Consider the following 23,411-nt stretch of genomic DNA (forward strand, 5'->3'; position numbering starts at 1 on the left):
GCGGACCGGCCGCCGCCTCCGCTTCGAAGGGCGATCCGGGTGCGGTACCTGACTGTGTAAAAGTGGAGGATGTCCCAACAGGGGAGGATGTCCCCCCGGGCGAGAGGGAGGTGACCTGACGGACGTGCGCGTTCCCCGGATTCCGTGGCGCTGGCGCAGGCTGGGCGTGACGGCGTTGCGCGTCACCGCGGTCTGGATGGTCAGCACCCTGACCATGCTCGTCCTGGCGGGCGTGCTGCCCGATTTCCGCCTCCAGTCCGCCAGCGGAGACAGCGCCACCGTGATCGGTGTCACGGCCGCGGCGGGCGCCGGTGCCTTCGGGCTGCTGAGCGCTCTGGTGTGGCCGCTGCTGGTGCGTGCCTTCCTGCTCGTGCCCGCGCTCGTCCTGGGGCTGCTCGTCTTCTTCCTGAACGGGTCGCTGCTGTGGCTGGCGCTCTCCCTGGTCCCGTACGGCAGCGGCAGCACCGATCCGACGATGGCCGTGGTCGTGGCCGCCGCCATGTCGGCGGCGTCCTCGGCGACCAACGCGTTCCTGGCGGTACGGGACGATCGCGCCTACCGCCGCAGGCTGGCACGGATAGCCGTCCGCCGGCAGCGCAGGGAGGGCAGGCATGAGCCGCCCACCACGCCGGGAACGGTCTTCCTCCAGCTCGACGGCCTGGGGTACGAGGTGCTCAGGGAGGCGCTGGAGGCGCCCGAGGGCGGGGAGCCGCTGATGCCCGCCGTGGCCGCGCTGTACGGGCGCACCCACAGGCTCACCCGCTGGCGTACCGACTGGTCCAGCCAGACCGGCGCCAGCCAGCTGGGCATCCTGCACGGCAGCAACGAGGACGTCCCCGCCTTCCGCTGGTACGAGAAGGAGAGCGGCGAGGTCATCGTCAGCAACCGGCCCACCAGCGCGGCCGAACTCCAGCGCCGGGCCATGGAGCGTACGGGAGACAAGGGGCTCCTCGCCCAGGACGGCGCCAGCCGGGGCAACCTGTTCACCGGCGGCGCCCGGCAGGTGGCACTGGTGCTCTCCGTCGCGGCGCGCCGGGGCAAGGAGACCCGCTCCCGCGCCGGGTACTTCGCCTACTTCTCCGATCCCGCCAACGCCACCCGCACCGCCGTCTCCTTCGCCGCCGAGGTCGTGCGCGAGATGGTCCAGTCCACGCGCGCGCTGCTGCGCCGTGAGCGTCCTCGGGTGGGCCGCGGTGGCCTGTACCCGTTCATCCGGGCCTTCGCCACCGTCGTCGAGCGGGACGTGGTGGTGGCCGCCGTGCTGGGGGACATGCTCAGCTGCCGCACCGCCGTCTACGCCGACCTCGTCGGCTACGACGAGGTCGCCCACCACTCGGGCCCGCGTGGGCGGGACACCCGGCAGGTGCTGCGCCGTCTCGACCGGTCGGTCCAGCTGATCGCCAAGGTCGCCGCGCGCGCCCCGCGCCCCTACCGCCTGGTGCTGCTCTCCGACCACGGCCAGAGCTTCGGCGAGACGTTCGAGGAGGCGTACGGGCTGTCGCTGGAAGAGCTCGTGCGCGCGGGCAGCGGGCTCCAGGTGCCCCGGCGTGCCGGGCGGACGGCCAGCGGCTCCGAGGCCCGCGCCTCGGCACGCGCGGCGCTGCGGCGGCCGGAGGAGCGCGGCCAGGAGGTCCCGCGCATGCCGGACCGCGACCGGGGACCCGTGGTGCTGGCCTCCGGCAATCTGGGCCTGATCTCCTTCCCCGACGTGCCCGGGCGGCTGTCCCGGGAACGGATCGAGGAGCTGCGGCCCGCGCTGCTGCCGACGCTGACCGAGCACCAGGGGATCGGTTTCGTGCTGGTGCGCAGCGACCGGCACGGCCCCGTCGTACTGGGCGCGGGCGGCTGCGAACACCGGCTCCTGACCGGCGAGGTGGTCGGTCCGCGTGACCCGCTCGCGCCGTTCGGACCCGGTGCGGCCCAGGCCGTGGCGCGGACGGCACAGTTCCCGCACACGCCCGACATCATGGTCAACTCCGCGTGCGACCCGGCGACGGGCGCGGTGCACGCCTTCGAGGAGCAGGTCGGCTCGCACGGTGGGCTGGGCGGCGAGCAGAGCCACGCCTTCCTCCTCTCCCCGCTGGAGCTGTCTGCCCCGGTCGAACCGGGGGAGGAGCTGGTGGGCGCCGAGGCGATCCACCGGGTGCTGCGCCGCTGGCTGACCGAGTCCGCCGAGCCCCATCTCGTGCCGGGCCCCTCACCCCTCGCCGCCCGGGGGCCTGAGAGGAAACAGCCGCTCTCTGCGACCCCCTGACCCCGCCCGCAGGCCGCGTGCCGAGACGTGGCGCGGCGGCTCAGGCCCGGTCGCGGTCGCGGATCGGGGCACCCACGTCACGCAGGTGGCGCAGTGCTTCGCGCCAGGACGCCGCCAGCCCCGTCTCGTGGTACGGAATGCCCAGCTCGGCACAGTAGTCCCGGACCAGCGGCCGCGCCTTGCGCAGATGCGGCGTCGGCATGCTGGGGAAGAGGTGGTGCTCGATCTGGTAGTTGAGCCCGCCGAGTGCGACGTCGGTGAGCAGCCCGCCACGCACGTTGCGGGAGGTGAGGACCTGGCGGCGCAGGAAGTCGGGCCGCTCGTCGCCCTTGAGGGTGGGCATGCCCTTGTGGTTGGGCGCGAAGATGCTGCCCAGGTAGACGCCGAAGACGGCGTGGTGGACGAAGAGCACGGCAAGAGCCATGCCGGCGGGCAGCGCGGTGAACAGCGCCGTCAGGTAGCCGGCCGTGTGCAGGAGGAGCAGGCCGCCTTCGAGCCACCGGCGCTTCATGTGCGGTTGGCGCAGCGCGCGGAAGCTGGAGACGTGGAGGTTGAAGCCTTCGAGCGTCAGCAGGGGGAAGAACAGCGCGGCCTGGTGCCGTCCGATGAAGCGGGGCAGTCCGCGCGCTTCGCTCGCCTGCTCCTGTGACCACACGAGAATGTCGGGCGCCACGTCCGGGTCGAGGTCCTCGTGGTTGGGGTTGGCGTGGTGGCGGGTGTGTTTGTTCATCCACCAGCCGTAGGACATGCCGATGCACAGGTTGCCCACCGCGCGGCCGAAGGTCTCGCTGGCGCGGCGGCCGCGGAAGACCTGCCGGTGCGCGAGGTCGTGGGCGACCAGCGCCAGCTGTCCGTAAACCAGGCCGAGGTATCCGGCGACCGCGAGCTGCCACCAGGAGGTGCCCACGGTGAACAGGGCGACCCAGCCCGCCACGAACGCCGCGGCGACCAGGGTGAGGCGCACGGTGTAGTAGAGCGGCCTGCGGGTCATCAGGCCCGCGGCCGAGATCCGGTCGGCGAGCCGGGAGAAGTCGCTTCCCCGGCGGGCCCCGCGGGCACCGGAGGTGGTGTCGGCGGCGGGGCGTGGGCGGGCCGTTTCGGTCGCTGTCGTCATGCCCTCGAGCCTTCCGGCCGTGCCGGTGCGCTGACAGCCGCGCAGCACGCCACTCCCGCCGGGGGCCTGGCCTCCGGGCCTGGTGTAGCTAGCTACACCAGGCATCCGGGGTATCCCGGATGCCCGCTTTCGGGGAGGTCCCGTAGGGGGTGGTCAGTAGTCCTGGTCGGAGGCGGTGAGGGCGCCGGAGTGGTCACCGCTGCCGCGCAGCCGCTGGAGGTGGAGCTGCCGGGTGAGCCGGATGGCGGGCCTGATCATCAGCTCGACGCTGCCGAGGACGAAGCACCAGGTGCCGGTGTGCGTCCACGCGGGGGAGAAGAACATGATGCTGCCGATCAGGAACCAGGCGGCGATCAGCGCGTCGTTGGCGACGCTGGCCGCCTCGTAGCGCTGCCGGACGACGAGTTCCGCATGGCCGATGTGCAGGGTGAGGCTGGCTGCCCGGTGGCGCCGGGGTGGGTTTCGGGGCACGGGTAGGACGCTAGTGGAGGCGGACGGTGTGGGCGTGGTGCGACGGGCCGGTGGCGGTTCCGCGGGGGTGCTCCCAGCGGGCACAAAATTTGCACAACAGATTCACATTTCATTAGGGTGCTGCCATGCGGTTGGCGAAGTCGACGGATCTGGCACTGCGTGTGGTGATGCGGCTGGCGGTGGCGGGTGACGAGTTGTGTGTCGCCCGGCAGGTCGCCGACGACATGGCCGTCCCCTACAGCCACCTCGCGAAGGTGGTCAACCGCCTCCAGCGCCTCGGCGTGGTGGAGACCTGGCGCGGCCGGGGCGGCGGACTCGCGCTCACCGGGGCGGGGCGGACCGCGTCGGTGGGCTGGCTCGCGCGGGAGTTCGAGGGCGCGGGCGACGTGGTGGAGTGCGAAGGCGACGACCCGTGCCCGCTGCACCGGGCCTGCCGGCTCCGTGCGGCCCTCCGCTCCGCGCAGGAGGCCTTCTTCGCCACTCTCGATCCGCTGACCGTCTCCGATCTCGTCCAATCGCCCACGGGGCCTGTCCTGCTGGGGATGGTGGGCCGGGGTCCGGGCGGCGCGGCCGGCTGAGCGCGTGTCCCCCGGGGGAGCGGCGTGCCGCGCCGTTGAATATGAATGTGAGATGCAAGTTTGGAGTGTGCTGTGAGCACTGGCCTGTCCCAGAAGTCCGCCGAGATCGTCCGAGCCACTCTCCCGGCCGTCGCCGAGGCGATCGACGAGGTCTCGGGGCTCTTCTACCGCCGGATGTTCGCGGCGCACCCCGAACTCGGCACCCACCTGTTCAACCGGGGCAACCAGGCGTCCGGCACCCAGCGGCAGGCGCTCGCCGGCTCCATCGCCGCGTACGCCACGGCGCTGGTCACCCCCCAGGGGCAACTCCCCGAGGGCATGCTGACGCGTATCGCGCACAAGCACGCCTCGCTCGGCATCGCTCCGCAGAGTTACGAGATCGTGCACACCCACCTGTTCGCGGCGCTGGGCGAGGTGCTCGGCGACGCCGCGACCGACGAGGTGGTCACCGCCTGGGACGAGGTGTACTGGCTGATGGCCGACACGCTGCGGGAGGCCGAGCGCGGGCTCTACGCGCGGGCCGGAGTGGCGGCGGGCGAGGTGGGCGCAACCTGGCGCCCCTGGGAGGTGGTCGAGCGGGTCGAGGAGACGGGCGAGACGGCCACCTTCCGCATCCGGCCGGCGGACGGCCGCCCCGCCCCGTGTTTCCGCGCGGGACAGTACGTCTCCGTCCGCGTCGAACTGGCCGACGGGGCCCGGCAGATCAGGCAGTACAGCCTCAGTGGCGCACCCGGCGACCCCGTCCACGCGGTGACCGTCAAGCGCGAGCTGCGCCCGGGCGCGCCCGCGGGTGAGGTATCCCAGCACCTGCTCGACCACGTGCGCGCCGGCTCCCGGCTCGAGGTCTCGGCGCCGTACGGCGACCTGGTGCTGCGCACCGAGGACGCGCACACCCCCGTGCTGCTCGCCTCGGCGGGCATCGGCTGCACTCCGCTCCAGGCGATGCTGCACCAGCTGGTCGACGAGGGACACCAGGGCCCGGTCATCTCCCTGCACGCGGACCGCACACCGGGCGACCACGCACTGCGCGAGGAGCGCGAGCGCCTGCTGGCCAAGCTCGCCGACGCGCACGCCCACACCTGGTACACCGAGCGCGACGGCCGCATGGATCCGGCCGCGGTGACCCTCCCCGCCGGGCTGCGCGCCTACCTGTGCGGACCGCTGCCCTTCATGCGCGCCCTGCGTGCCCAGCTGCTGGAGCGCGGCGTCGCGGCGGACCGCATCCACTACGAGGTCTTCGGGCCCGACATGTGGCTGGCCGGCTGACGGACTCGGCGCAGCGCCCGCGGGGCCGGACGGCGACCGCCGCGGCGTGGCAGGCTGACCGGTGAAGGCAAGCACCGTTCGGAAGGAAGGGCATCTCATGGCGCCGCAGCCGCTGACCCCCGAGGAGACCGAGCAGGCGCTGGCCGGTCTGCCGCACTGGACGACCGACGGCGACAGCGTCTCCCGCTCCTACGCGCTGGCGGGCCACCTGCCGGCCGCGGCGATGGCCCTGCACATCGCCGCCGTCCAGGAAGAGCTCAACCACCACTCCGAGCTGACGCTCGGTTACAACTCGCTGTCCGTCACGGTCAACACGCACAGCGTCGGCGGAAAGATCACCGAGCTGGACGTGGCGCTGGCCCGGCGTATCGAGGAGCTCGCCCCGGGACACGGCGCGAGCTGACGGCCGAAGCCGGGCCCACGGCGCGGCTCGGTCCTTGACACCACGTGCCCGGTGGCACCCCGAGGGGTGCCACCGGGCACGTGGTGGTGAGCAGCCCGGTCCGCATCAGGACACGGGTGGCGTCCGGCGCGGACCCGGCCGCGCCGGGGAGGGGGTCAGCCCTGCCAGTTCATGTCGTCCGGGTCGGGGCCCAGCCGGGTGTCCGTGTTGAGGGTGGCGATCTCGGCCATGTCCTCGCTGGTGAGCTCGAAGTCGAACAGGTCGAAGTTCTCGCGCACCCGCGCGGGGGTGACCGACTTGGGGATCACCACGTTGCCCAGCTGAAGGTGCCAGCGGAGCACCACCTGGGCGACGGTCTTGCCGTGCTTGCCCGCGATGCCGGTCAGCGTCGGGTCGTCGAGCAGGTCACCGCCCTGGCCGAGCGGGGACCAGGCCTCGGTGGCGATGTTGTGGTCGGTGTGGTAGGCGCGGGGCACCGACTGCTGGAGCCGCGGGTGCAGCTCGATCTGGTTGAGGGCAGGGACGGTGCCGCCCAGCTCGATCAGCCGGTTGAGGTGGGCCGGCTGGAAGTTGGAGACGCCGATCGCGCGGGCGCGCCCTTCGGCGTAGATCTTCTCGAACGCGCGCCAGGTGTCCGCGTACTTGTCGACCTCGGGCATCGGCCAGTGGATGAGGTAGAGGTCCACGAAGTCGAGGCCGAGCTTGGCCAGCGAGGCGTCGAAGGCGCGCAGGGTCGAGTCGTGACCCTGCTCGGAGTTCCACAGCTTGGTGGTGACGAACAGCTCGTCGCGCGGCAGACCCGAGTCGGCGAGGGCGCGGCCCACGCCTTCCTCGTTCTCGTACGCCGCGGCCGTGTCGATGCTGCGGTAGCCGGACTCCAGCGCCGTGGTCACCGCCGTGGCCGCCTCGTCGGCGGGCACCTGCCAGACGCCGAAGCCGAGCTGCGGCATCTCGACGCCGTTGTTGAGCGTGGTGGTGGGAACGTTGCTCACGCGAGGGGTCCTTACGTTTGTTTCGGGTTCTCTTCGTGCTTGCCCCCCACGTGAACGCTTGGTGCCCTGCTTCTGTTCCTTCCCGGTTCCTCCCCGACACCCGGCGCCCGTCCCCCGGGTACCCAGGATCCGGGCGGCCTCAGCCCGCGCGCCCCGCACCGGGCGGTCAGCCCCGGTACAGGGCCTCTATCTCGGCGGCGTAGGCCGTCTCGATCGCGCCCCGCTTCAGCTTCATCGACGGCGTGAGCAGCCCGTCCTCCTCCAGGAAGGGCCGGGCCAGTATCCGGAAGGTGCGGATGGACTCCGCCTGCGAGACCTGGGTGTTCGCCGCGACGACGGCCCGCCGCATCTCCCGCTCCAGATCCTCGTCCCGCAGCAGCTCGGCCGGGTCAAGCCCCGGCTTCTCCCGCATCGCCAGCCAGTGCTGCACCGCTTCCTCGTCGAGGGTGAGCAGCGCGGACACGTACGGCCTGTCGTTGCCCAGCACGATGCACTGGCCGACCAGCGGATGCTCCCGCACCCTCTCCTCCAGCGGCCCCGGGGAGACGCTCTTGCCGCCGGAGGTCACCAGGATCTCCTTCTTGCGGCCGGTGATCGTCAGGTATCCCCGGTCGTCCAGGGAGCCCAGGTCGCCGGTGGCCATCCAGCCGCCGCGCAGGGCGTTGTGGGTGGCGTGCGGGTTGTTGAGGTAGCCGCCGAAGACCTGCCCGCCGTGCAGCAGGATCTCACCGTCGTCGGCGATCCGCACGGTGGTGCCGGGGATCGGCTGTCCCACCGTGCCGAAGCGGGGGCGCTCGGGCGGGTTGGCGACGGCGGCGGCCGTGGTCTCGGTCAGCCCGTACCCTTCGAAGATCCGCATGCCCGCGCCGTCGAAGAACAGCCCCAGCCGCCGTTCCATGGCCGAGCCGCCCGACATCGCGTACCGGCAGCGGCCGCCCATCGCCTCCCGCAGCTTGGTGTAGACGAGTCGGTCGTAGAGCTGGTGCTGCATGCGCAGCGAGGCGCCGGGGCCAGGCCCTGTGCCGAACGCCTTGTGTTCGAGCGCCTCCGCGTAGCGGATCGCCACGTCCACGGCCTTCTCGAAGGGGCCCAGCTTGCCGTCGGCCTCGGCCTTGCGCCGGACGCTCTGGAAGATCTTCTCGAACAGGTGCGGTACCGCCTGGATGAAGGTGGGGCGGAAGGCCCGCAGGTCGGGCAGGAGTGCCTTGGCCGTCATCTCCGGCTGGTGCCCCAGCTTGATCCCGCCGCGCACGGCGGCGACCTCCACCATCCGTCCGAAGACGTGGGTCAGCGGCAGGAACAGCAGCAGAGAGCCCTGTTCCCCCTGCTTGGCACCGAAGACCTGGTCGTAGCGGGCGACGATGTTGTCGGCCTCGGCCATGAAGTTGGCGTGGGTGAGCACGCAGCCCTTGGGGCGCCCCGTGGTGCCGGAGGTGTAGATGACGGTGGCGGCGGTGTCCGGGGTCAGCGCCAGCCGGTGCCGGTGGACGACCTCGTCGTCCAGGTGCGCGCCGGCGGCGACGATCTCCTCCATGGCGGCGGCGTCCAGCTGCCACAGCTTTTTCAGCCGCGGCAGCCCGTCGACGACCGAGCCGATGGTCATCGCGTGGTCCTCGTGCTCGACCACCGCGGCCGTCACCTCGGCGTCGTGCAGCATCCAGGCGACCTGTTCGGCCGAGGAGGTGGGGTAGACGGGGACGGGCTGGGCGCCGATCGACCACAGCGCGAAGTCCAGCAGCGTCCACTCGTAGCGCGTACGGGACATCAGCGCGACGCGGTCCCCGAACCGGACGCCCTGGGCCAGCAGGCCCTTCGCCACCGCGACGACCTCGTCGCGGAACCGGGCCGCGGTCACCTCCCGCCACTGTCCCCGCGGGTCCTTGCGGGCCAGCAACGGCAGGGTGGGACGCTCGTCGGCGTGCGCGAAGACGGCGTCGGCCAGCCCGCCCACCTGGGGCTCCGTCGCCAACGCGTCAACGGTGAACTCGCGCAAAGACTCTGCTCCTCGACTGCACAGCGCCACAGGGGGCGGTGCGAGTGACCGTATCCGATCGGGCACCATGATCGGCAGGGAGTCCCCGCAGGTCAGTCGGTCAATTGAGGACAGTTCGACGGCGGGTGAGGGGATCGCCGCCAAGTCGTCGCCCGACCCGTCGGGTTTCTGCACCGAACCTTCGCGACGCTTCGCAAATCTTCGCGAAAGCGGGAGCGGGTCCGCGCGGCGCGGCGAGAAGTGCGGGGAGCGCCACGGGTGCGGGGGCCCCCAGTGGGCGGGGCGAGGGGAGACACTTCGGAAAGGCGATTCCACCCATCGGTATCTTGGTGCCCATGCGCCGCCTCACCCGACACCTGGACCCCTACGTCCTGCTGCTGGTGACCACGGTCCTGATCGCCGTGCTGCTCCCCGCCTCGGGCGGCGTGGCCCACGGGTTCAGCTGGGCCACCAAGATCGCGGTAGGGCTGATCTTCTTCCTCTACGGGGCACGGCTCTCCACCCGCGAGGCCCTGGACGGGCTCAGCCACTGGCGGCTGCACCTGGCCGTGCTGGTGTGCACCTTCGTTCTCTTCCCCCTGCTGGGCCTCGCCTCGCACGCACTCGTCCCGTACGTGCTCACGCCCGGGCTCCAGGACGGCTTCCTCTTCCTGTGCCTGGTCCCCTCCACCATCCAGTCCTCCATAGCCTTCACCGCCATGGCACGGGGCAACGTGCCGGCTGCCATCTGCGCGGGCACCTACTCCAGCCTCTTCGGGATGGTCGCGACCCCCCTGCTGGCGGCGTGGCTCATCGGCGGCCAGGCGGCACTGTCCGCCGGCGGCCTGATAGAGATCGCCTGCCAGCTGCTCGCGCCCTTCGTCGCCGGGCAGCTCGTGCGGCGCTGGCTCGTCGGCTTCCTGACCCGCCACAAGCGGGTGCTCGGCTACGTGGACCGCTCCTCGGTGCTCCTGGTCGTCTACACCGCCTTCAGCCAGGGCATGGCGGAGGGCGTCTGGGGCCGGGTCACCCCGGTGCGGCTGCTGGCGCTGCTGGGCGTCGAGGCCGTCCTGCTCGCGCTCATGCTGACCCTGACCTGGTTCGGCTCGCGCCGGCTGGGCTTCGAGCGGCCCGACCGCCTCGCGATCTGTTTCGCCGGCTCGAAGAAGTCGCTGGCCGCGGGGCTGCCCATGGCCAGCGTCCTGTTCGGCGCCCAGGCCAGCGTCGCGGTGCTGCCGCTCATGCTCTTCCACCAGATGCAGCTCATGGTCTGCGCCTACCTCGCCCGCCGCTGGGCGCCTGACGAAGAAGCCGAGGAAGCCGCGGAAGCCAAGGGACCGGAAGGCGAGCACGAGCGGACGACGAGCGGCGGGGCGGAAGGCGCCCGGACGGGCACGCTGCCGACGACCGCACCTTCCCGGTAGGCCCCGCCGGACGTGCGCGCCCGCCTCAGCCGGTGGCCACCGGCAGCGCCAGCCGGTGCGCACCCGCGTAGACGTTCATCGAGCTGCCGCGCAGGAAGCCGACCAGAGTCAGACCCGTCTCCTCGGCCAGGTCCACCGCGAGGGAGGAGGGCGCGGAGACGGCGGCCAGCACGGGAACGCCCGCCATCACCGCCTTCTGGGCCAGTTCGAAGGAGGCCCTGCCGGACACCATCAGCAGCGCGTCCCGCAGTGGCAGCGCACCGCTCTGGACGGCGTGTCCGACCAGCTTGTCCACGGCGTTGTGGCGGCCCACGTCCTCGCGCACGTCCAGCAGCTCGCCCGTGGGCGAGAACAGCGCCGCCGCGTGCAGGCCGCCGGTGCGGTCGAAGACCCGCTGCCCCGCGCGCAGCCGTTCGGGCAGCGCCGCCAGCAGGTCGATGCCGAGACCGTTCGGACGCTCCGCCTCCAGCTGCCAGCGCGTCGTCGTCCGTACGGCGTCCAGGCTGGCCTTGCCGCACAGCCCGCACGAGGACGTCGTGTAGACGTTGCGCTCCAGCGCGATGTCGGGGACGGGCACACCCGGCGCCAGCCGTACGTCGACGACGTTGTAGGTGTTGCCGCCCTCGTCGCGGGCGCCGCCGCAGTAGACGATGGTGGCCAGCTCGTCCGCCGCCCCGATGACGCCCTCGCTGACGAGGAAGCCGGCGGCCAGCGCGAAGTCGTCACCCGGGGTGCGCATGGTGATGGCCAGCGGTTTCCCGTTCAGCCTGATCTCCAGCGGTTCCTCCGCCACCAGCGTGTCGGGCCGTGTACTGACGGCGCCGTCCCGCACCCGGATGACCGGGCGCCGCTCGGTGACCCTGCCCATGTCGCCTCACCTCCGTGTCCTCGACCTTAAGCGAGGAGGCCCGGCTGCCGGCCAGGAGGCTCGACCTTAAGCGAGGAGGCTGACCTTATGCGGGGAAGCTCGGCCTTGAGTGAGGAGGCGGGCACCGTCGGGAGCGGTCTTTGTCCACTGGCGGGAAAAAGTCGAGCTGGTTAACGCATAACTTCTTCCCAACCCCGGCTCCCACTGCTACGTTCCCCGTGCATTCCCGGACGTGATGCCGACACAGGCGGCTGGAGGGGTAGCGGTGAGGCGCATGACTGCACGGCCCGCGAACGCGCACCAGGCGCGACTGCTCCGCCTGCTGCGTGACGGCGGCCCGCGCTCACGCGCCGAACTCGGCGACCGCGTCGACCTGTCCCGCTCCAAACTGGCCGTCGAGGTCGACCGGCTGCTGGAGACGGGCCTCGTCGTCGCCGACGGGCTCGCCGCCTCGCGCGGCGGGCGCCGCTCGCACAACATCCGCCTCGCACCGCAACTGCGCTTCCTCGGCGTCGACATCGGGGCCACCTCGATCGACGTCGCCGTCACCAACCCCGAGCTGGAGATCCTCGGCCACATCAACCAGCCGATGGACGTCCGCGAGGGTCCTGTCGCGGTCTTCGACCAGGTGCTGGCGATGGTGGCCAAGCTGCGCGACAGCGGCGTCGCCGAGGGGTTCGACGGCGCGGGCATCGGCGTGCCTGGCCCCGTCCGGTTCCCCGAGGGCGTCCCCGTCGCCCCGCCGATCATGCCCGGCTGGGACGGCTTCCCCGTGCGGGAGGCGCTCAGCCAGGAACTGGGCTGCCCCGTGATGGTCGACAACGACGTGAACCTGATGGCCATGGGCGAGATGCAGGCCGGAGTGGCCCGCTCCGTGCAGGACTTCTTCTGCGTCAAGATCGGTACCGGGATCGGCTGCGGCGTCGTCGTCGGCGGCGACGTCCACCACGGCACCACCGGTAGCGCGGGCGACATCGGCCACATCCAGGTCGAGCCGGAAGGACGCCAGTGCGCCTGCGGCAACCGCGGCTGCCTGGAGGCCTACTTCGGCGGGGCCGCTCTGGCCAGGGACGCGGAGGAGGCGGCCCGCGACGGGCGCTCGGCGGAACTGGCCCGGCTGCTGGAGGCGAACGGCAGGCTCGGCGCCGCCGACATCGCCGTCGCCGCCTCAGCGGGGGACGGCACCTCGCTCGACCTCATCCGCGAGGGCGGGGCCCGCGTGGGCCAGGTCATCGCCGGGCTCGTCAGCTTCTTCAACCCCGGCCTGGTCGTCATCTCAGGCGGCGTCACCGGGCTCGGCCACACCCTGCTGGCCAGCATCCGCACCCAGGTCTACCGCCAGTCGCTGCCCCTGGCGACCGGCAACCTTCCCATCGTGCTGGGCGAGTTGGGACAGGTCGCCGGGGTGACCGGAGCGGCCAGGCTCACCAGCGACCACCTGTTCTCACCCGCGTAGGACCCGAGGCACGGCGCCACCCCACCCCGCACAGCCTTCCCCGCTCCGCCCGCGCAAGCACCACACCGTACGAGCACGACCGCACGGCGCGGCTGCACGCACGACCGCACGGCGCACGACGTACCGCGCGCGGCACCACGCACCACCGCACGGTGCAGCACCCGGTACCGCACGGCGAAGAGACACCACGCACCGCCGCTCGCCGCAACACCCGGCACCACCGCACGGCGCACCTAGCACAGCGCACAGCGCACCTCGCAAGGCCCACAGCACGCACGCCCCACCAGTACGAGCACCGCACAGCGCACCCCGTACGGCCCTGGGACGGAGGTCCTGCATGCCCCTGCTGACGATGTCCTCAATCACCAAGTCCTTTCCTGGTGTCCGAGCGCTCGACGGCGTGGACCTCGACGTGGAGGAAGGTGAGGTCCACTGCCTGCTCGGCCAGAACGGCGCGGGCAAGTCCACTCTGATCAAGGTCCTCTCCGGGGCCCACCAGCCCGACGAGGGGGAGATCACCTGGTGCGGCGACCCCGTGCGGTTGCCCACGCCCGTCTCGGCGATGCGGCTGGGCATCGCCACCATCTACCAGGAACTCGACCTGGTCGAGCACGTCTCGGTCGCCGAGAACGTCTTCCTCGGCCACGAGGTCGCCACCCGCGGCCTCATCAGACCCCGTGAGGCGCGGAGCCGCACCGCCGAACTGCTGGCCCGCCTCGGCCATCCGGAGATCGACCCGGGGACGCTCGTCGGCTCGCTGTCCGCCGCCGGGGCGCAGATCGTCTCGATGGCCCGCGCCCTCTCCCACGACGTCCGGCTGATCATCATGGACGAGCCGTCGGCCGCACTCGACCCGGACGAGGTCGACAACCTCTTCCGGATCGTCAAGAGCCTGACCGAAGAGGGGGTGGCCGTCGTCTACATCTCCCACAGGCTGGAGGAGATCCGCCGCATCGGCGACCGGGTCTCCGTCCTCAAGGACGGCGGCGTCGTCGCCCGCGACCTGCCGGCCCGCACCACGCCCACCGACGACCTCGTCGCCCGGATGACCGGACGGGACGTGCGCAGCGCGTTCCCCGCCAAGCCCGGTGGCCCGGCTCAGGCCGATCCCGTGCTGCGCGCCGAAGGCCTGGCCAGGGAGGGGGAGTTCGCCCCGCTGGACCTGGCGCTGCGGCCGGGCGAGATCGTCGGGCTCGCCGGGCTGGTCGGCTCGGGCCGCTCGGAGATCCTGGAGACGCTGTACGGGGCGCGCCGGCCCACCGCGGGACGGGTGCTGATCGACGGCAGGCCGCTGCGGCCCGGCAGTATCCCGGCCGCGGTCCGCGCCGGCATCGGGCTGGCGCCGGAGGAGCGCAAGTCGCAGGCGCTGCTGATGCTGGAGTCGGTCACCCGCAACGTCTCCGTCTCCTCGCTCTCCCGCTTCGCCCGCGCCGGCTGGCTCGACCGCGGCCGCGAGCGGGCCGCGGCACACCGGCACACCCGCGACCTCGCCCTCCACCCCGACGCCCCCGAGCGTGCGGTGAGCACCTTCTCCGGCGGCAACCAGCAAAAGGCCGTCCTCGCCCGCTGGCTGCTGCACGGCTGCCGGGTGCTGCTGCTGGACGAGCCCACCCGCGGCGTGGACGTCGGTGCGCGCGCGGAGCTGTACGCCGTCATCCGGCGGCTGGCCGACGAGGGGGTGTGCGTGCTCCTCGTCTCCAGTGAACTGCCCGAGGTCCTCGGCCTCGCCGACCGGGTGCTCGTCCTGAAGGAGGGCCGCGTCGTGCACACGGCCCCGGCCCACGAACTGGACGAGCACCGCGTGCTCGACCTCGTGATGGAAGGCGCTCCGGCATGAGGGCGCTGCCCCCCTCCGCCCACGCGAGCGCGGTTCGTGGGCACGCGTCACGCGGGGCGGGGCGGGTGGGCACGACCGCCGCCCGCACCGGCGGCGGCGCGCACGACTCACAGGACCACGACGCCCCCAGAGGTGACCGCACATGAACGCAGACGCACCCACCAGCGTGGCAAGCAAACCCACTCCGCCCCAGGCGAAGAAGGAGCCCGCGGCCGGCCGCCGGAGGCCGTTCGACGTGCGGCAGCTCTCCCTCGTCGGCGTCCTGCTCGCCCTCGCGGTCGTCGGCGCGCTCACCAAGCCCGACGAGTTCCTGGCCGGGGAGAACCTGCGCCTCATCCTCACCCAGGCCTCCGTCATCGGAGTCGTCACCGTCGGCGTGACGTTCGTGATCATCGGTGGGGGCATCGACCTGTCCGTCGGCGCGATCGTCGCCCTCGCCTCGGTGTGGGCCACGACGGTGGCCACCCAGGACTTCGGGCTCACCGGCATGCTGCTGTGCAGTCTGCTGGTGGGCCTCGGCTGCGGGCTCGTCAACGGGCTGCTGATCGCCTACGGGCCGATGGTGCCGTTCATCGCGACGCTGGCGATGCTCGCCTCGGCCCGCGGCCTGGCGTTGCAGATCAGTGACGGCAACACCCAGGTCGTCAAGGTCGACGCCGTTCTCGACCTGGGCATCAAGGACTCCTACGTGCTCGGCATCCCGCCGATCGTGCTGGTCTTCGCCTTCGTGTGCGTCGTCGGCTGGCTGGTACTCAACCGCACCACCTTCGGGCGCCGCACGGTGGCCGTCGGCGGCAACGCGGAGGCCTCCCGGCTGGCGGGGATCGCCGTCAAGCGCCAGCGGCTGCTGCTCTACCTGCTGTCCGGGCTGTGCTGCGGCATCGCCGCGTTCATGCTGATCATCCTCACCGGTTCGGGCCAGAACACCAACGGCAACCTGTACGAACTCGACGCCATCGCCGCGGCCATCATCGGCGGCACCCTGCTCAGCGGCGGCCGGGGCACCATTCTCGGCTCGGTGCTCGGCGTCCTGGTCTTCACCACCATCACCAACCTGTTCGCCCTCAACAACCTCCAGACGGACATCCAGCAGATCGCCAAGGGCGCGATCATCGTCGCGGCCGTCCTGGTCCAGAAGGGTCGTTCCACGTCATGACCGATATCCCACGCGTTCCCCGGGCGGCCACCAGCCGCAGAAACATGCTCTTCGGCACGGCGGCCGGCGCGGCCCTCCTGGCCACGGGCTGCACCAGCAACGAGAACAACGACGGCAAGGAGGAGTCGGCCGGCGCGCAGGTGGCCGACTCCAAGCCGGGCAAGAAGGTCACCATCGGCTTCGCGGGCCCGCAGGCCGACCACGGCTGGCTCAACGCCATCACCACGCAGGCCAAGAACCGCGCCAAGAAGTACGAGGACGTCACCCTGGAGGCCACCGAGGGCTCCAACGACAACGCCACCCAGGTCGGCCAGGTCGAGACGCTGATCAACAAGAAGGTCGACGTCCTCGTCGTCCTGCCCGCCGACGGCAAGGCGCTGACCCAGGCGGGGCTCAAGGCGATGCGCGCCGGGATACCCGTCGTCAACCTGGACCGGATCTTCTCCACGCAGCAGGCGTACCGGTGCTGGATCGGCGGCGACAACTACGGCATGGGCCTCAACGCCGGGCACTACATCGGGGAACAGCTCAAGGACAAGAAGAACGCCAAGGTCGTCGAGCTGGCCGGCATCGACAACCTGGAGCTGACCCGGCAGCGCACCAAGGGCTTCGACGACGCGCTCAAGAACTACCCGAACATCGAGAAGGTGGCCCGCCAGGCGGCCGAGTTCACCGTCGAGTCGGGGCAGCAGAAGATGTCCGCGCTCCTCCAGGCGCAGAAGAGCTTCGACGCGCTGTGGAACCACGACGACGACCAGGGCGTCGGCGCCGAACGGGCCATCAAGCAGGCGGGCCGCGACGAGTTCATCATGGTCGGCGGCGCGGGCTCCAAGCGCGTGATGGAGGCCATCAAGAAGGACGACAGCGTGGTGCAGGCCACCGTCCTCTACCCGCCCACCATGGCCGCCTCCGCCATCGACCTGGCCCGCGCGCTCGGCCAGGGCAAGGGCATCGCCGGCATGGCCGAGTACGAGATCCCCGCGCAGGTCACCCTCTACTCGGCCGTGGTGACGAAGAAGAACGTCGACGACTACCTCCCGATCGGCTTCACCTGACGGGCAGGCCCGGCCGCCGCACCGGCCCACCGCCCTCACCGGCGGGTGCGGGCCCGCGCCGGCCGGCCGGGCCGGACAGGAACCGCTGACGCAGACGGGACCCCCGGGGTGCCGCCCCGCCGCACCACCACGCGGCGCGGACCGGTGCCCCGGGGGCCGCAACCCCGACAGGGAGGACCTTCATGCCGTACGACAGCACCGCGCCCGCCACCGCGCCGCCCCTGGGCGTGGGCATGGTCGGCTACGCGTTCATGGGCCAGGCGCACTCGCAGGGCTGGCGCACCGTGGGCCGGGTCTTCGACCTGCCGCTCACCCCGGCGCTGGCCGCCGTGTGCGGACGCGATCCGGCCGCCGTGCGCACCGCCGCGCAACGCCTGGGCTGGGCGGCGGCCGAGACCGACTGGCGCGCCCTGATCGCGCGCGACGACGTCCAGCTCGTCGACGTGTGCACGCCGGGCGACAGCCACGCCGAGATCGCCGTCGCGGCCCTGGAGGCCGGCAAGCACGTGCTGTGCGAGAAGCCGCTGGCCAACACCGTCGCCGAGGCGGAGGCCATGGCGGCGGCGGCACGGGCCGCGCGCGAGCGCGGACAGGTGGCCATGGTCGGCTTCAACTACCGCCGTACACCGGCGCTCGCGCTCGCCCGCCGCATGGTGTCCGAGGGGCGCCTGGGCGACGTACGGCACGTGCGGGTCAGCTACCTCCAGGACTGGCTGGTGGACCCGGCCTTCCCGCTCGCCTGGCGGCTCCGCAAGGAGACCGCGGGCTCCGGCGCCCTCGGCGACCTGGGCGCGCACGCCATCGACATCGCCCAGCACGTGGCCGGGTCCCCGCTGGCGGGCGTCTCCGCGCAGACGGAGACGTTCGTCAAGGAGCGCCCGCTGGGCGACGGGGCCCCCGCGGGGGAGCTCGGAGCCGTCACGGTGGACGATGCGGCCGTCTTCACCGGCCGGCTCGTCAGCGGCGCCCTGGCCTCCTTCGAGGTGACCCGCGTCGCCGCGGGACGCAAGAACGCGCTCCGCGTCGAGCTGAACGGCACCGCCGGCTCCCTCGCCTTCGACCTGGAACGCCTCAACGAGCTGGAGTTCCACGACCACACCCAGGCGGCGGGCGAGTCGGGCTTCCGCCGCATCCTCGTCACCGAGCACGACCACCCCTACCTGGAGGCCTGGTGGCCGCCGGGGCACGGGCTCGGCTACGAGCACACCTTCACCCACCAGGCGCGCGACCTCGTGCACGCCATCGCGACGGGCACCCGGCCCGCCCCCTCCTTCGAGGACGGTCTCCAGGTGCAGAAGGTGCTGGCTGCCGTCGAGGAGAGCGCCGAGAAGAACTGCGTCTACACGCCGGTGGAGCAGCCGGCAACCGCCTAGGAGGTCACCGTGGCACGTAAGTTCACCCTCTTCACCGGGCAGTGGGCCGACCTTCCCCTGGAGGAGGTGTGCAGGCTGGCCCGCGACTTCGGCTACGACGGGCTCGAACTCGCCTGCTGGGGCGACCACTTCGAGGTCGACCGCGCGCTCGCCGAGCCGGGCTACGTGGACGGGCGGCGCCGGCTGCTGGAGAAGTACGGTCTCGACTGCTGGGCCGTCTCCAACCACCTGACCGGGCAGGCCGTCTGCGACCACCCCATCGACGAGCGGCACAAGGCCATCGTCGCGCCCCGCATCTGGGGCGACGGCGACCCCGAGGGCGTACGGCAGCGGGCCGCGTCCGAGATGAAGGACACCGCACGGGCGGCCGCGGCGCTCGGCGTGGACACCGTCATCGGCTTCACAGGGTCCTCCATCTGGCACCTGGTGGCGATGTTCCCGCCGACCCCGCCGCAGATGGTCGACCGCGGCTACGAGGACTTCGCCGAGCGGTGGAACCCCATCCTCGACGTGTTCGACGCGGAGGGCGTCAGGTTCGCGCACGAGGTGCACCCCAGCGAGATCGCCTACGACTACTGGACGACGCAGCGCGCGCTGGAGGCGGTCGGCAACAGGCCCGCCTTCGGGCTCAACTTCGACCCCTCGCACTTCGTGTGGCAGGACCTGGACCCGGCCGGCTTCCTGTACGACTACCGGGAGCGCATCTACCACGTCGACTGCAAGGAGGCCCGGCGCCGGCTGGACGGGCGCAACGGCAGGCTCGGCTCCCACCTGCCGTGGGGCGACCCGCGGCGGGGCTGGGACTTCGTCTCCGCCGGGCACGGCGACGTCGCCTGGGAGGACGTGTTCCGCATGCTGCGCGCCATCGGCTACGAGGGGCCGGTCTCGGTGGAGTGGGAGGACGCCGGCATGGACCGCCTCGTCGGCGCTCCCGAGGCGCTGGCGCGGCTGAGGGCCTACGACTACGAGCCGCCGAGCGCGTCGTTCGACGCGGCCTTCGGCAACTGACCCCCAGCCCCGCCCTTTCACCGTTTCTGCGGGGGGTGCCTGCCCCGTATCCCCCAGCTATCGCTTCGCTCGTCCTCAAACTCCCCCAGACTTCGTCCGGGAGGTGCCCCCAGGAAACGGTGAAAGGGCGGGGCCGGGGCACTCGCTTTGTCCTGTGGCTGGACAATTCAACACTGCGCCATGTCAAAGGGGTTCCGGCCCCGGACAAACGCGGCTACGGTCCCATGGACGTAGCCGAACAGCACAGCACAGTAACGACGGCACCCCCACCACCACCCGTCACACCCCCGGACCTCCCAGGAGGAACCGCTGTGCACAGACGACACCGCAGACTCCGCACGGGCCTGGCATCCCTCGCGAGCGCGCTCCTGATCGCGGGCGCCGCGACGGCGGGAGCCCAGGCCGCATCGGCACCCGCCTCCGCGACGCAGCCCGCGAAGGGCGCGGAGGCGACCGAGTTCCAGCAGGTCACGCTCGCCAAGGGCGTGGAGGAGATGGGCGAGCCGATGACGATGGCGGTCCTGCCCGACCGCTCCGTCCTGCACACGGCCCGCGAAGGCACCCTGCGGCTGACCGACGAGAAGGGCAACACGAAGGTCGCCGGCACCCTCGACGTCTACAACCACGACGAGGAGGGCCTCCAGGGCGTCGGCGTCGACCCGAAGTTCACCAAGAACCGGTTCGTCTACCTCTACTACGCGCCCCCGCTCGACACCCCGTCCACGGACGCCCCCGACAGCGGCACGGCCGAGGACTTCGAGAAGTTCGAGGGCGTCAACCGGCTCGCCAGGTTCGTGCTGAAGGAGGACGGCACGCTCGACAAGTCGAGCGAGAAGAAGATCCTGGACGTGCCCGCCAACCGCGGCACGTGCTGCCACGTCGGCGGTGACATCGCGTTCGACTCCAAGGGCAACCTGCTGCTGTCCACGGGCGATGACTCCAACCCGTTCCAGTCGGACGGCTTCACGCCGATCGACGACCGCGCCGACCGCAACCCGGCCTTCGACGCCCGGCGTTCGGCCGGCAACAGCAACGACCTGCGCGGCAAGATCCTCCGCATCAAGGTCAAGAAGGGCGGCTCCTACAGCGTCCCGAAGGGCAACCTCTTCAAGAAGGGCACCGACAAGACGCGGCCCGAGATCTACGCGATGGGCTTCCGCAACCCGTTCCGGATGACCGTCGACAAGAAGACCGACACGGTCTACGTCGGTGACTACGGCCCCGACGCGGGCACGGCCGACCCCGAGCGCGGCCCCGCGGGCCAGGTCGAGTTCAACCGCGTCACGAAGGCCGGCAACTTCGGCTGGCCGTACTGCACCGGCGACAACGACGCCTACACCGACTACGACTTCGCCACCGGCACCTCGGGCGAGAAGTTCGACTGCGCGGCGCCGAAGAACACCTCGGCCCGCAACACCGGGCTGACCGACCTGCCGCCGGCCCACGCCGCCTGGATCCCCTACGACGGCCCGTCCGTACCCGAGTTCGGCGAGGGCTCCGAGTCCCCGATGGGCGGCCCCGTCTACCGCTACGACGCCAAGAACGACAACCCGGCGAAGTTCCCGGAGAGCTTCGACGGCGACTTCTTCGCGGGCGAGTTCGGCCGCCAGTGGATCAAGCGGATCGAGCAGGGCGAGGACGGCGAGGTCACCAAGATCAACGACTTCCCGTGGACCGGCACCCAGGTCATGGACATGGACTTCGGCCCGGACGGCGCCCTCTACGTCCTCGACTACGGCACCGGCTACTTCAACGGGGACGAGAACTCCGCGCTCTACCGCATCGAGAACGCCTCGGAGGGCCACAGCCCCCTCGTCGAGGCCGGCAGCGACGTGAGTGACGGGCAGGCACCGCTGGAGGTCGCCTTCACCTCCGAGGCGAGCGACGAGGACGGCGACGAGCTGAAGCTGAGCTGGGACTTCGGCGACGGCGCCACCTCCACCGAGGCGAACCCCACGCACACCTACGAGGAGAACGGCACCTACACCGCGACCGTCACCGCGGAGGACGGCACGGGGCGTACCGGCTCGGCCAGCGTGCACGTCACCGTCGGCAACACGGCGCCCACGGTGGAGCTGAAGCTCCCCGCCGACGGGCAGCCCTTCACCTTCGGTGACGAGATCCCCTTCCAGGTGCAGGTCACCGACCCGGAGGAGACCGAGATCGACTGCTCCAAGGTCGAGGTCAATTACATCCTCGGGCACGACAGCCACGGCCACCCCATGACCTCCGCCAAGGGCTGTGAGGGCACTCTCAAGACCCAGGCCGACGGCGAGCACGACCCCAACGCCAACATCTTCGGCGTCATCGACGCCTCGTACACCGACAGCGGAGCGAACGGCCAGCCGCCGCTGACCAGCCACGGCCAGAGCATCCTGCAGCCCAAGCACCGCCAGGCCGAGCACTTCACCACCTCGGCCGACGGCGTGACCGCCGGCAGCGCCGAGGGCGCCGAGGGCGGCAAGGCCGTCACCGGGGCGCAGAACGGCCAGTGGATCGCCTACGACCCGTACGCGCCCACGGGCGTCAGCAAGCTCACCGCCCGCGTGGCCGGCAAGGCGGACGGCGCCATCGAGGTCCGCGCGAACGCGCCTGACGGACCCGTCCTGGGCACCGCGAAGGTCACCGCGAGTGACGGCTGGAGCGAGGTGAGCACCGACATCAGCGGCGTACCCGAGGGCGCGAACAAGCTCTACCTCGTCTTCACCGGAGGCGACGGGGCCCTCTTCGACCTCGACAGCTTCACCGTCACCACCGGATGAGGGGAGGACGCGCATGACCGGGCACAGAAGACACCGAACCCGCCTCACCGTGGTGGCGGCGGCGCTCCTCGCCGGAGCGTTCGCCCTTCCCAGCCAGGCGGCACAGAAACCCGAGACCGACGAGGGCGCGCGCGTGCTCGTCTTCTCCAAGACGGCCGGATTCCGCCACGACTCCATCCCCGACGGGATCGCGGCGCTCCAGCAGCTCGGCGCCGAGCACGGCTTCGCCGTCGACGCGACGGAGGACGCCGCCGCCTTCACGGGGAAGAACCTCGGCCGCTACGACGCCGTCGTCTTCCTCTCCACCACGGGCGACGTGCTCGACCGGCGGCAGCAGAAGGCGTTCGAGAAGTACATCGGCAAGGGCGGCGGCTACGTCGGTGTGCACGCCGCCGCCGACACCGAGTACGACTGGGAGTGGTACGGCGGCCTGGCCGGCGCCTACTTCTCCTCCCACCCGGCGGTCCAGCCCGCCACCATGGAGATCGAGGACCGCGGCCACCCGGCGACCGCCCACCTGGACGAGAGCTGGGAGCGCACCGACGAGTGGTACGACTACCGCTCGAACCCGCGCGAGACCGCGCACGTCCTGGCCACCCTCGATGAGGACTCCTACACCGGCGGCACCATGGGTGAGGACCACCCGCTGGCCTGGTGCCAGGAGTACGAGGGGGGCCGCGCCTTCTACACCGGCGCGGGCCACACCAAGGAGTCCTACGCCGACCCCGCCTTCCAGCGGCACCTGCTGGGCGGCATCCAGTACGCCACCGGGGCCGTACAGGCCGACTGCCGCCCGGAGAGCGGCTACACGCCGCTGTACGACGGCCACGGGCTGGACGGCTGGAAACAGGCGGGGCCCGGCACGTTCGAGGAGAGCGAGGACGGGACGCTCACCAGCAGCGGCGGCATGGGCCTGCTCTGGTACGCGCAGCGCGAGTTCTCCTCGTACTCGCTGAAACTCGACTGGAGGATGGCGAGCGAGGACGGGGACGACAACTCCGGCGTCTTCGTCGGCTTCCCCGCCTCCGACGACCCGTGGTCGGCCGTCGACAACGGCTACGAAATCCAGATCGACGCCACCGACGTCGACGAGAAGACCACCGGCTCCGTCTACGGCTTCCACTCCGCTGACCTGGCCGCCCGCGACGCGGCCCTCAACCCGCCGGGGGAGTGGAACACCTACGAGCTCCGCGTCGAGGGCGAACGCCTGCGCATCTACCTGAACGGCACCCTCGTCAACGACTACACCAACACCGATCCGGCACGCAGCCTCACGGACGGCCACGTGGGTCTCCAAAACCACGGGGACGGCGACGAGGTGGCGTTCCGCAACGTGCGCATACGGCAACTGGACTGAATCCCGACACGGAACCCGGGGGCCCGCCGGCGAGCGGCCCCCGGGGTTCCAGCCGGTTCCACCCG

The 23,411-nt window shown here is 71.6% G+C and carries 18 protein-coding genes; 13 read left to right on the forward strand and 5 right to left on the reverse strand.

Annotation, left to right across the window (positions count from 1 at the left end):
* Positions 1 to 196: 196 nt before the first annotated feature.
* Positions 197 to 2,254, forward strand: a complete 2,058-nt coding sequence (locus MMF93_RS27465; RefSeq protein ID WP_242757811.1) for a phage holin family protein — start codon at positions 197 to 199, stop codon at positions 2,252 to 2,254.
* Positions 2,255 to 2,294: 40 nt separating this feature from the next.
* Here MMF93_RS27465 and MMF93_RS27470 read toward each other — a convergent pair whose 3' ends face one another.
* Complete coding sequence (locus MMF93_RS27470; protein WP_242755642.1) at positions 2,295 to 3,368, reverse strand: fatty acid desaturase family protein; 1,074 nt, start codon at positions 3,366 to 3,368, stop codon at positions 2,295 to 2,297.
* Between the two features lie 153 nt (positions 3,369 to 3,521).
* Complete coding sequence (locus tag MMF93_RS27475) at positions 3,522 to 3,839, reverse strand: YrhK family protein (protein ID WP_242755644.1); 318 nt, start codon at positions 3,837 to 3,839, stop codon at positions 3,522 to 3,524.
* A gap of 125 nt (positions 3,840 to 3,964) precedes the next feature.
* On the opposite strand from MMF93_RS27475, the gene MMF93_RS27480 reads away from it, so the two are divergent.
* The 3 genes from MMF93_RS27480 (at position 3,965) to MMF93_RS27490 (ending at position 6,086) form a co-directional block, all read left to right on the forward strand.
* The gene (locus MMF93_RS27480) at positions 3,965 to 4,417 is read left to right on the forward strand and encodes an RrF2 family transcriptional regulator (protein ID WP_242755646.1); all 453 of its coding nucleotides are present in this window, start codon (positions 3,965 to 3,967) and stop codon (positions 4,415 to 4,417) included.
* 72 nt (positions 4,418 to 4,489) lie between these two features.
* The gene (locus MMF93_RS27485) at positions 4,490 to 5,683 is read left to right on the forward strand and encodes a globin domain-containing protein (RefSeq protein ID WP_242755647.1); all 1,194 of its coding nucleotides are present in this window, start codon (positions 4,490 to 4,492) and stop codon (positions 5,681 to 5,683) included.
* A 97-nt stretch (positions 5,684 to 5,780) separates the two neighbouring features.
* Positions 5,781 to 6,086, forward strand: coding sequence for a 4a-hydroxytetrahydrobiopterin dehydratase (locus MMF93_RS27490; RefSeq protein ID WP_114022913.1), 306 nt, complete (start codon positions 5,781 to 5,783; stop codon positions 6,084 to 6,086).
* A gap of 155 nt (positions 6,087 to 6,241) precedes the next feature.
* On the opposite strand, the gene MMF93_RS27495 is transcribed toward MMF93_RS27490, so the two are convergent.
* A complete protein-coding gene (locus MMF93_RS27495; protein WP_274709510.1) occupies positions 6,242 to 7,078 on the reverse strand; it encodes an aldo/keto reductase in 837 nt (278 codons plus the stop codon).
* A gap of 166 nt (positions 7,079 to 7,244) precedes the next feature.
* Positions 7,245 to 9,071, reverse strand: coding sequence for an AMP-dependent synthetase/ligase (locus MMF93_RS27500; protein WP_242755649.1), 1,827 nt, complete (start codon positions 9,069 to 9,071; stop codon positions 7,245 to 7,247).
* Positions 9,072 to 9,406: 335 nt separating this feature from the next.
* On the opposite strand from MMF93_RS27500, the gene MMF93_RS27505 reads away from it, so the two are divergent.
* Positions 9,407 to 10,474, forward strand: a complete 1,068-nt coding sequence (locus MMF93_RS27505; RefSeq protein ID WP_242755651.1) for a bile acid:sodium symporter family protein — start codon at positions 9,407 to 9,409, stop codon at positions 10,472 to 10,474.
* A gap of 25 nt (positions 10,475 to 10,499) precedes the next feature.
* Here MMF93_RS27505 and fdhD read toward each other — a convergent pair whose 3' ends face one another.
* Entirely contained in the window at positions 10,500 to 11,342 is an 843-nt protein-coding gene (gene fdhD / locus MMF93_RS27510; RefSeq protein WP_242755653.1) for a formate dehydrogenase accessory sulfurtransferase FdhD, read from the reverse strand.
* Positions 11,343 to 11,616: 274 nt separating this feature from the next.
* On the opposite strand from fdhD, the gene MMF93_RS27515 reads away from it, so the two are divergent.
* The 8 genes from MMF93_RS27515 to MMF93_RS27550 all read left to right on the forward strand — a co-directional run bounded on the left by MMF93_RS27515 (position 11,617) and on the right by MMF93_RS27550 (position 23,346).
* Entirely contained in the window at positions 11,617 to 12,798 is a 1,182-nt protein-coding gene (locus tag MMF93_RS27515) for an ROK family transcriptional regulator (protein ID WP_242755655.1), read from the forward strand.
* 337 nt (positions 12,799 to 13,135) lie between these two features.
* Positions 13,136 to 14,635 carry a sugar ABC transporter ATP-binding protein gene (locus MMF93_RS27520; protein WP_242755657.1) on the forward strand — a complete coding sequence of 500 codons (1,500 nt, stop codon included), beginning with the start codon at positions 13,136 to 13,138 and terminating at the stop codon, positions 14,633 to 14,635.
* 142 nt (positions 14,636 to 14,777) lie between these two features.
* The gene (locus tag MMF93_RS27525; protein ID WP_242755659.1) at positions 14,778 to 15,791 is read left to right on the forward strand and encodes an ABC transporter permease; all 1,014 of its coding nucleotides are present in this window, start codon (positions 14,778 to 14,780) and stop codon (positions 15,789 to 15,791) included.
* Positions 15,788 to 16,846: a substrate-binding domain-containing protein gene (locus MMF93_RS27530; RefSeq protein ID WP_242755661.1), complete on the forward strand. Its 1,059-nt coding sequence runs from the start codon at positions 15,788 to 15,790 to the stop codon at positions 16,844 to 16,846. The genes MMF93_RS27525 and MMF93_RS27530 overlap by 4 nt, the downstream gene beginning before the upstream one ends.
* A gap of 182 nt (positions 16,847 to 17,028) precedes the next feature.
* Positions 17,029 to 18,219: a Gfo/Idh/MocA family protein gene (locus MMF93_RS27535; RefSeq protein WP_242755663.1), complete on the forward strand. Its 1,191-nt coding sequence runs from the start codon at positions 17,029 to 17,031 to the stop codon at positions 18,217 to 18,219.
* Positions 18,220 to 18,228: 9 nt separating this feature from the next.
* Complete coding sequence (locus MMF93_RS27540) at positions 18,229 to 19,227, forward strand: sugar phosphate isomerase/epimerase family protein (protein WP_242755665.1); 999 nt, start codon at positions 18,229 to 18,231, stop codon at positions 19,225 to 19,227.
* 311 nt (positions 19,228 to 19,538) lie between these two features.
* Positions 19,539 to 21,989, forward strand: a complete 2,451-nt coding sequence (locus MMF93_RS27545) for a PQQ-dependent sugar dehydrogenase (RefSeq protein WP_242755680.1) — start codon at positions 19,539 to 19,541, stop codon at positions 21,987 to 21,989.
* Positions 21,990 to 22,002: 13 nt separating this feature from the next.
* Complete coding sequence (locus MMF93_RS27550; protein ID WP_242755682.1) at positions 22,003 to 23,346, forward strand: ThuA domain-containing protein; 1,344 nt, start codon at positions 22,003 to 22,005, stop codon at positions 23,344 to 23,346.
* Positions 23,347 to 23,411 lie beyond the last annotated feature (65 nt).

This window comes from Streptomyces tubbatahanensis, assembly GCF_022699385.1.
Taxonomy (GTDB): domain Bacteria; phylum Actinomycetota; class Actinomycetes; order Streptomycetales; family Streptomycetaceae; genus Streptomyces; species Streptomyces diacarni.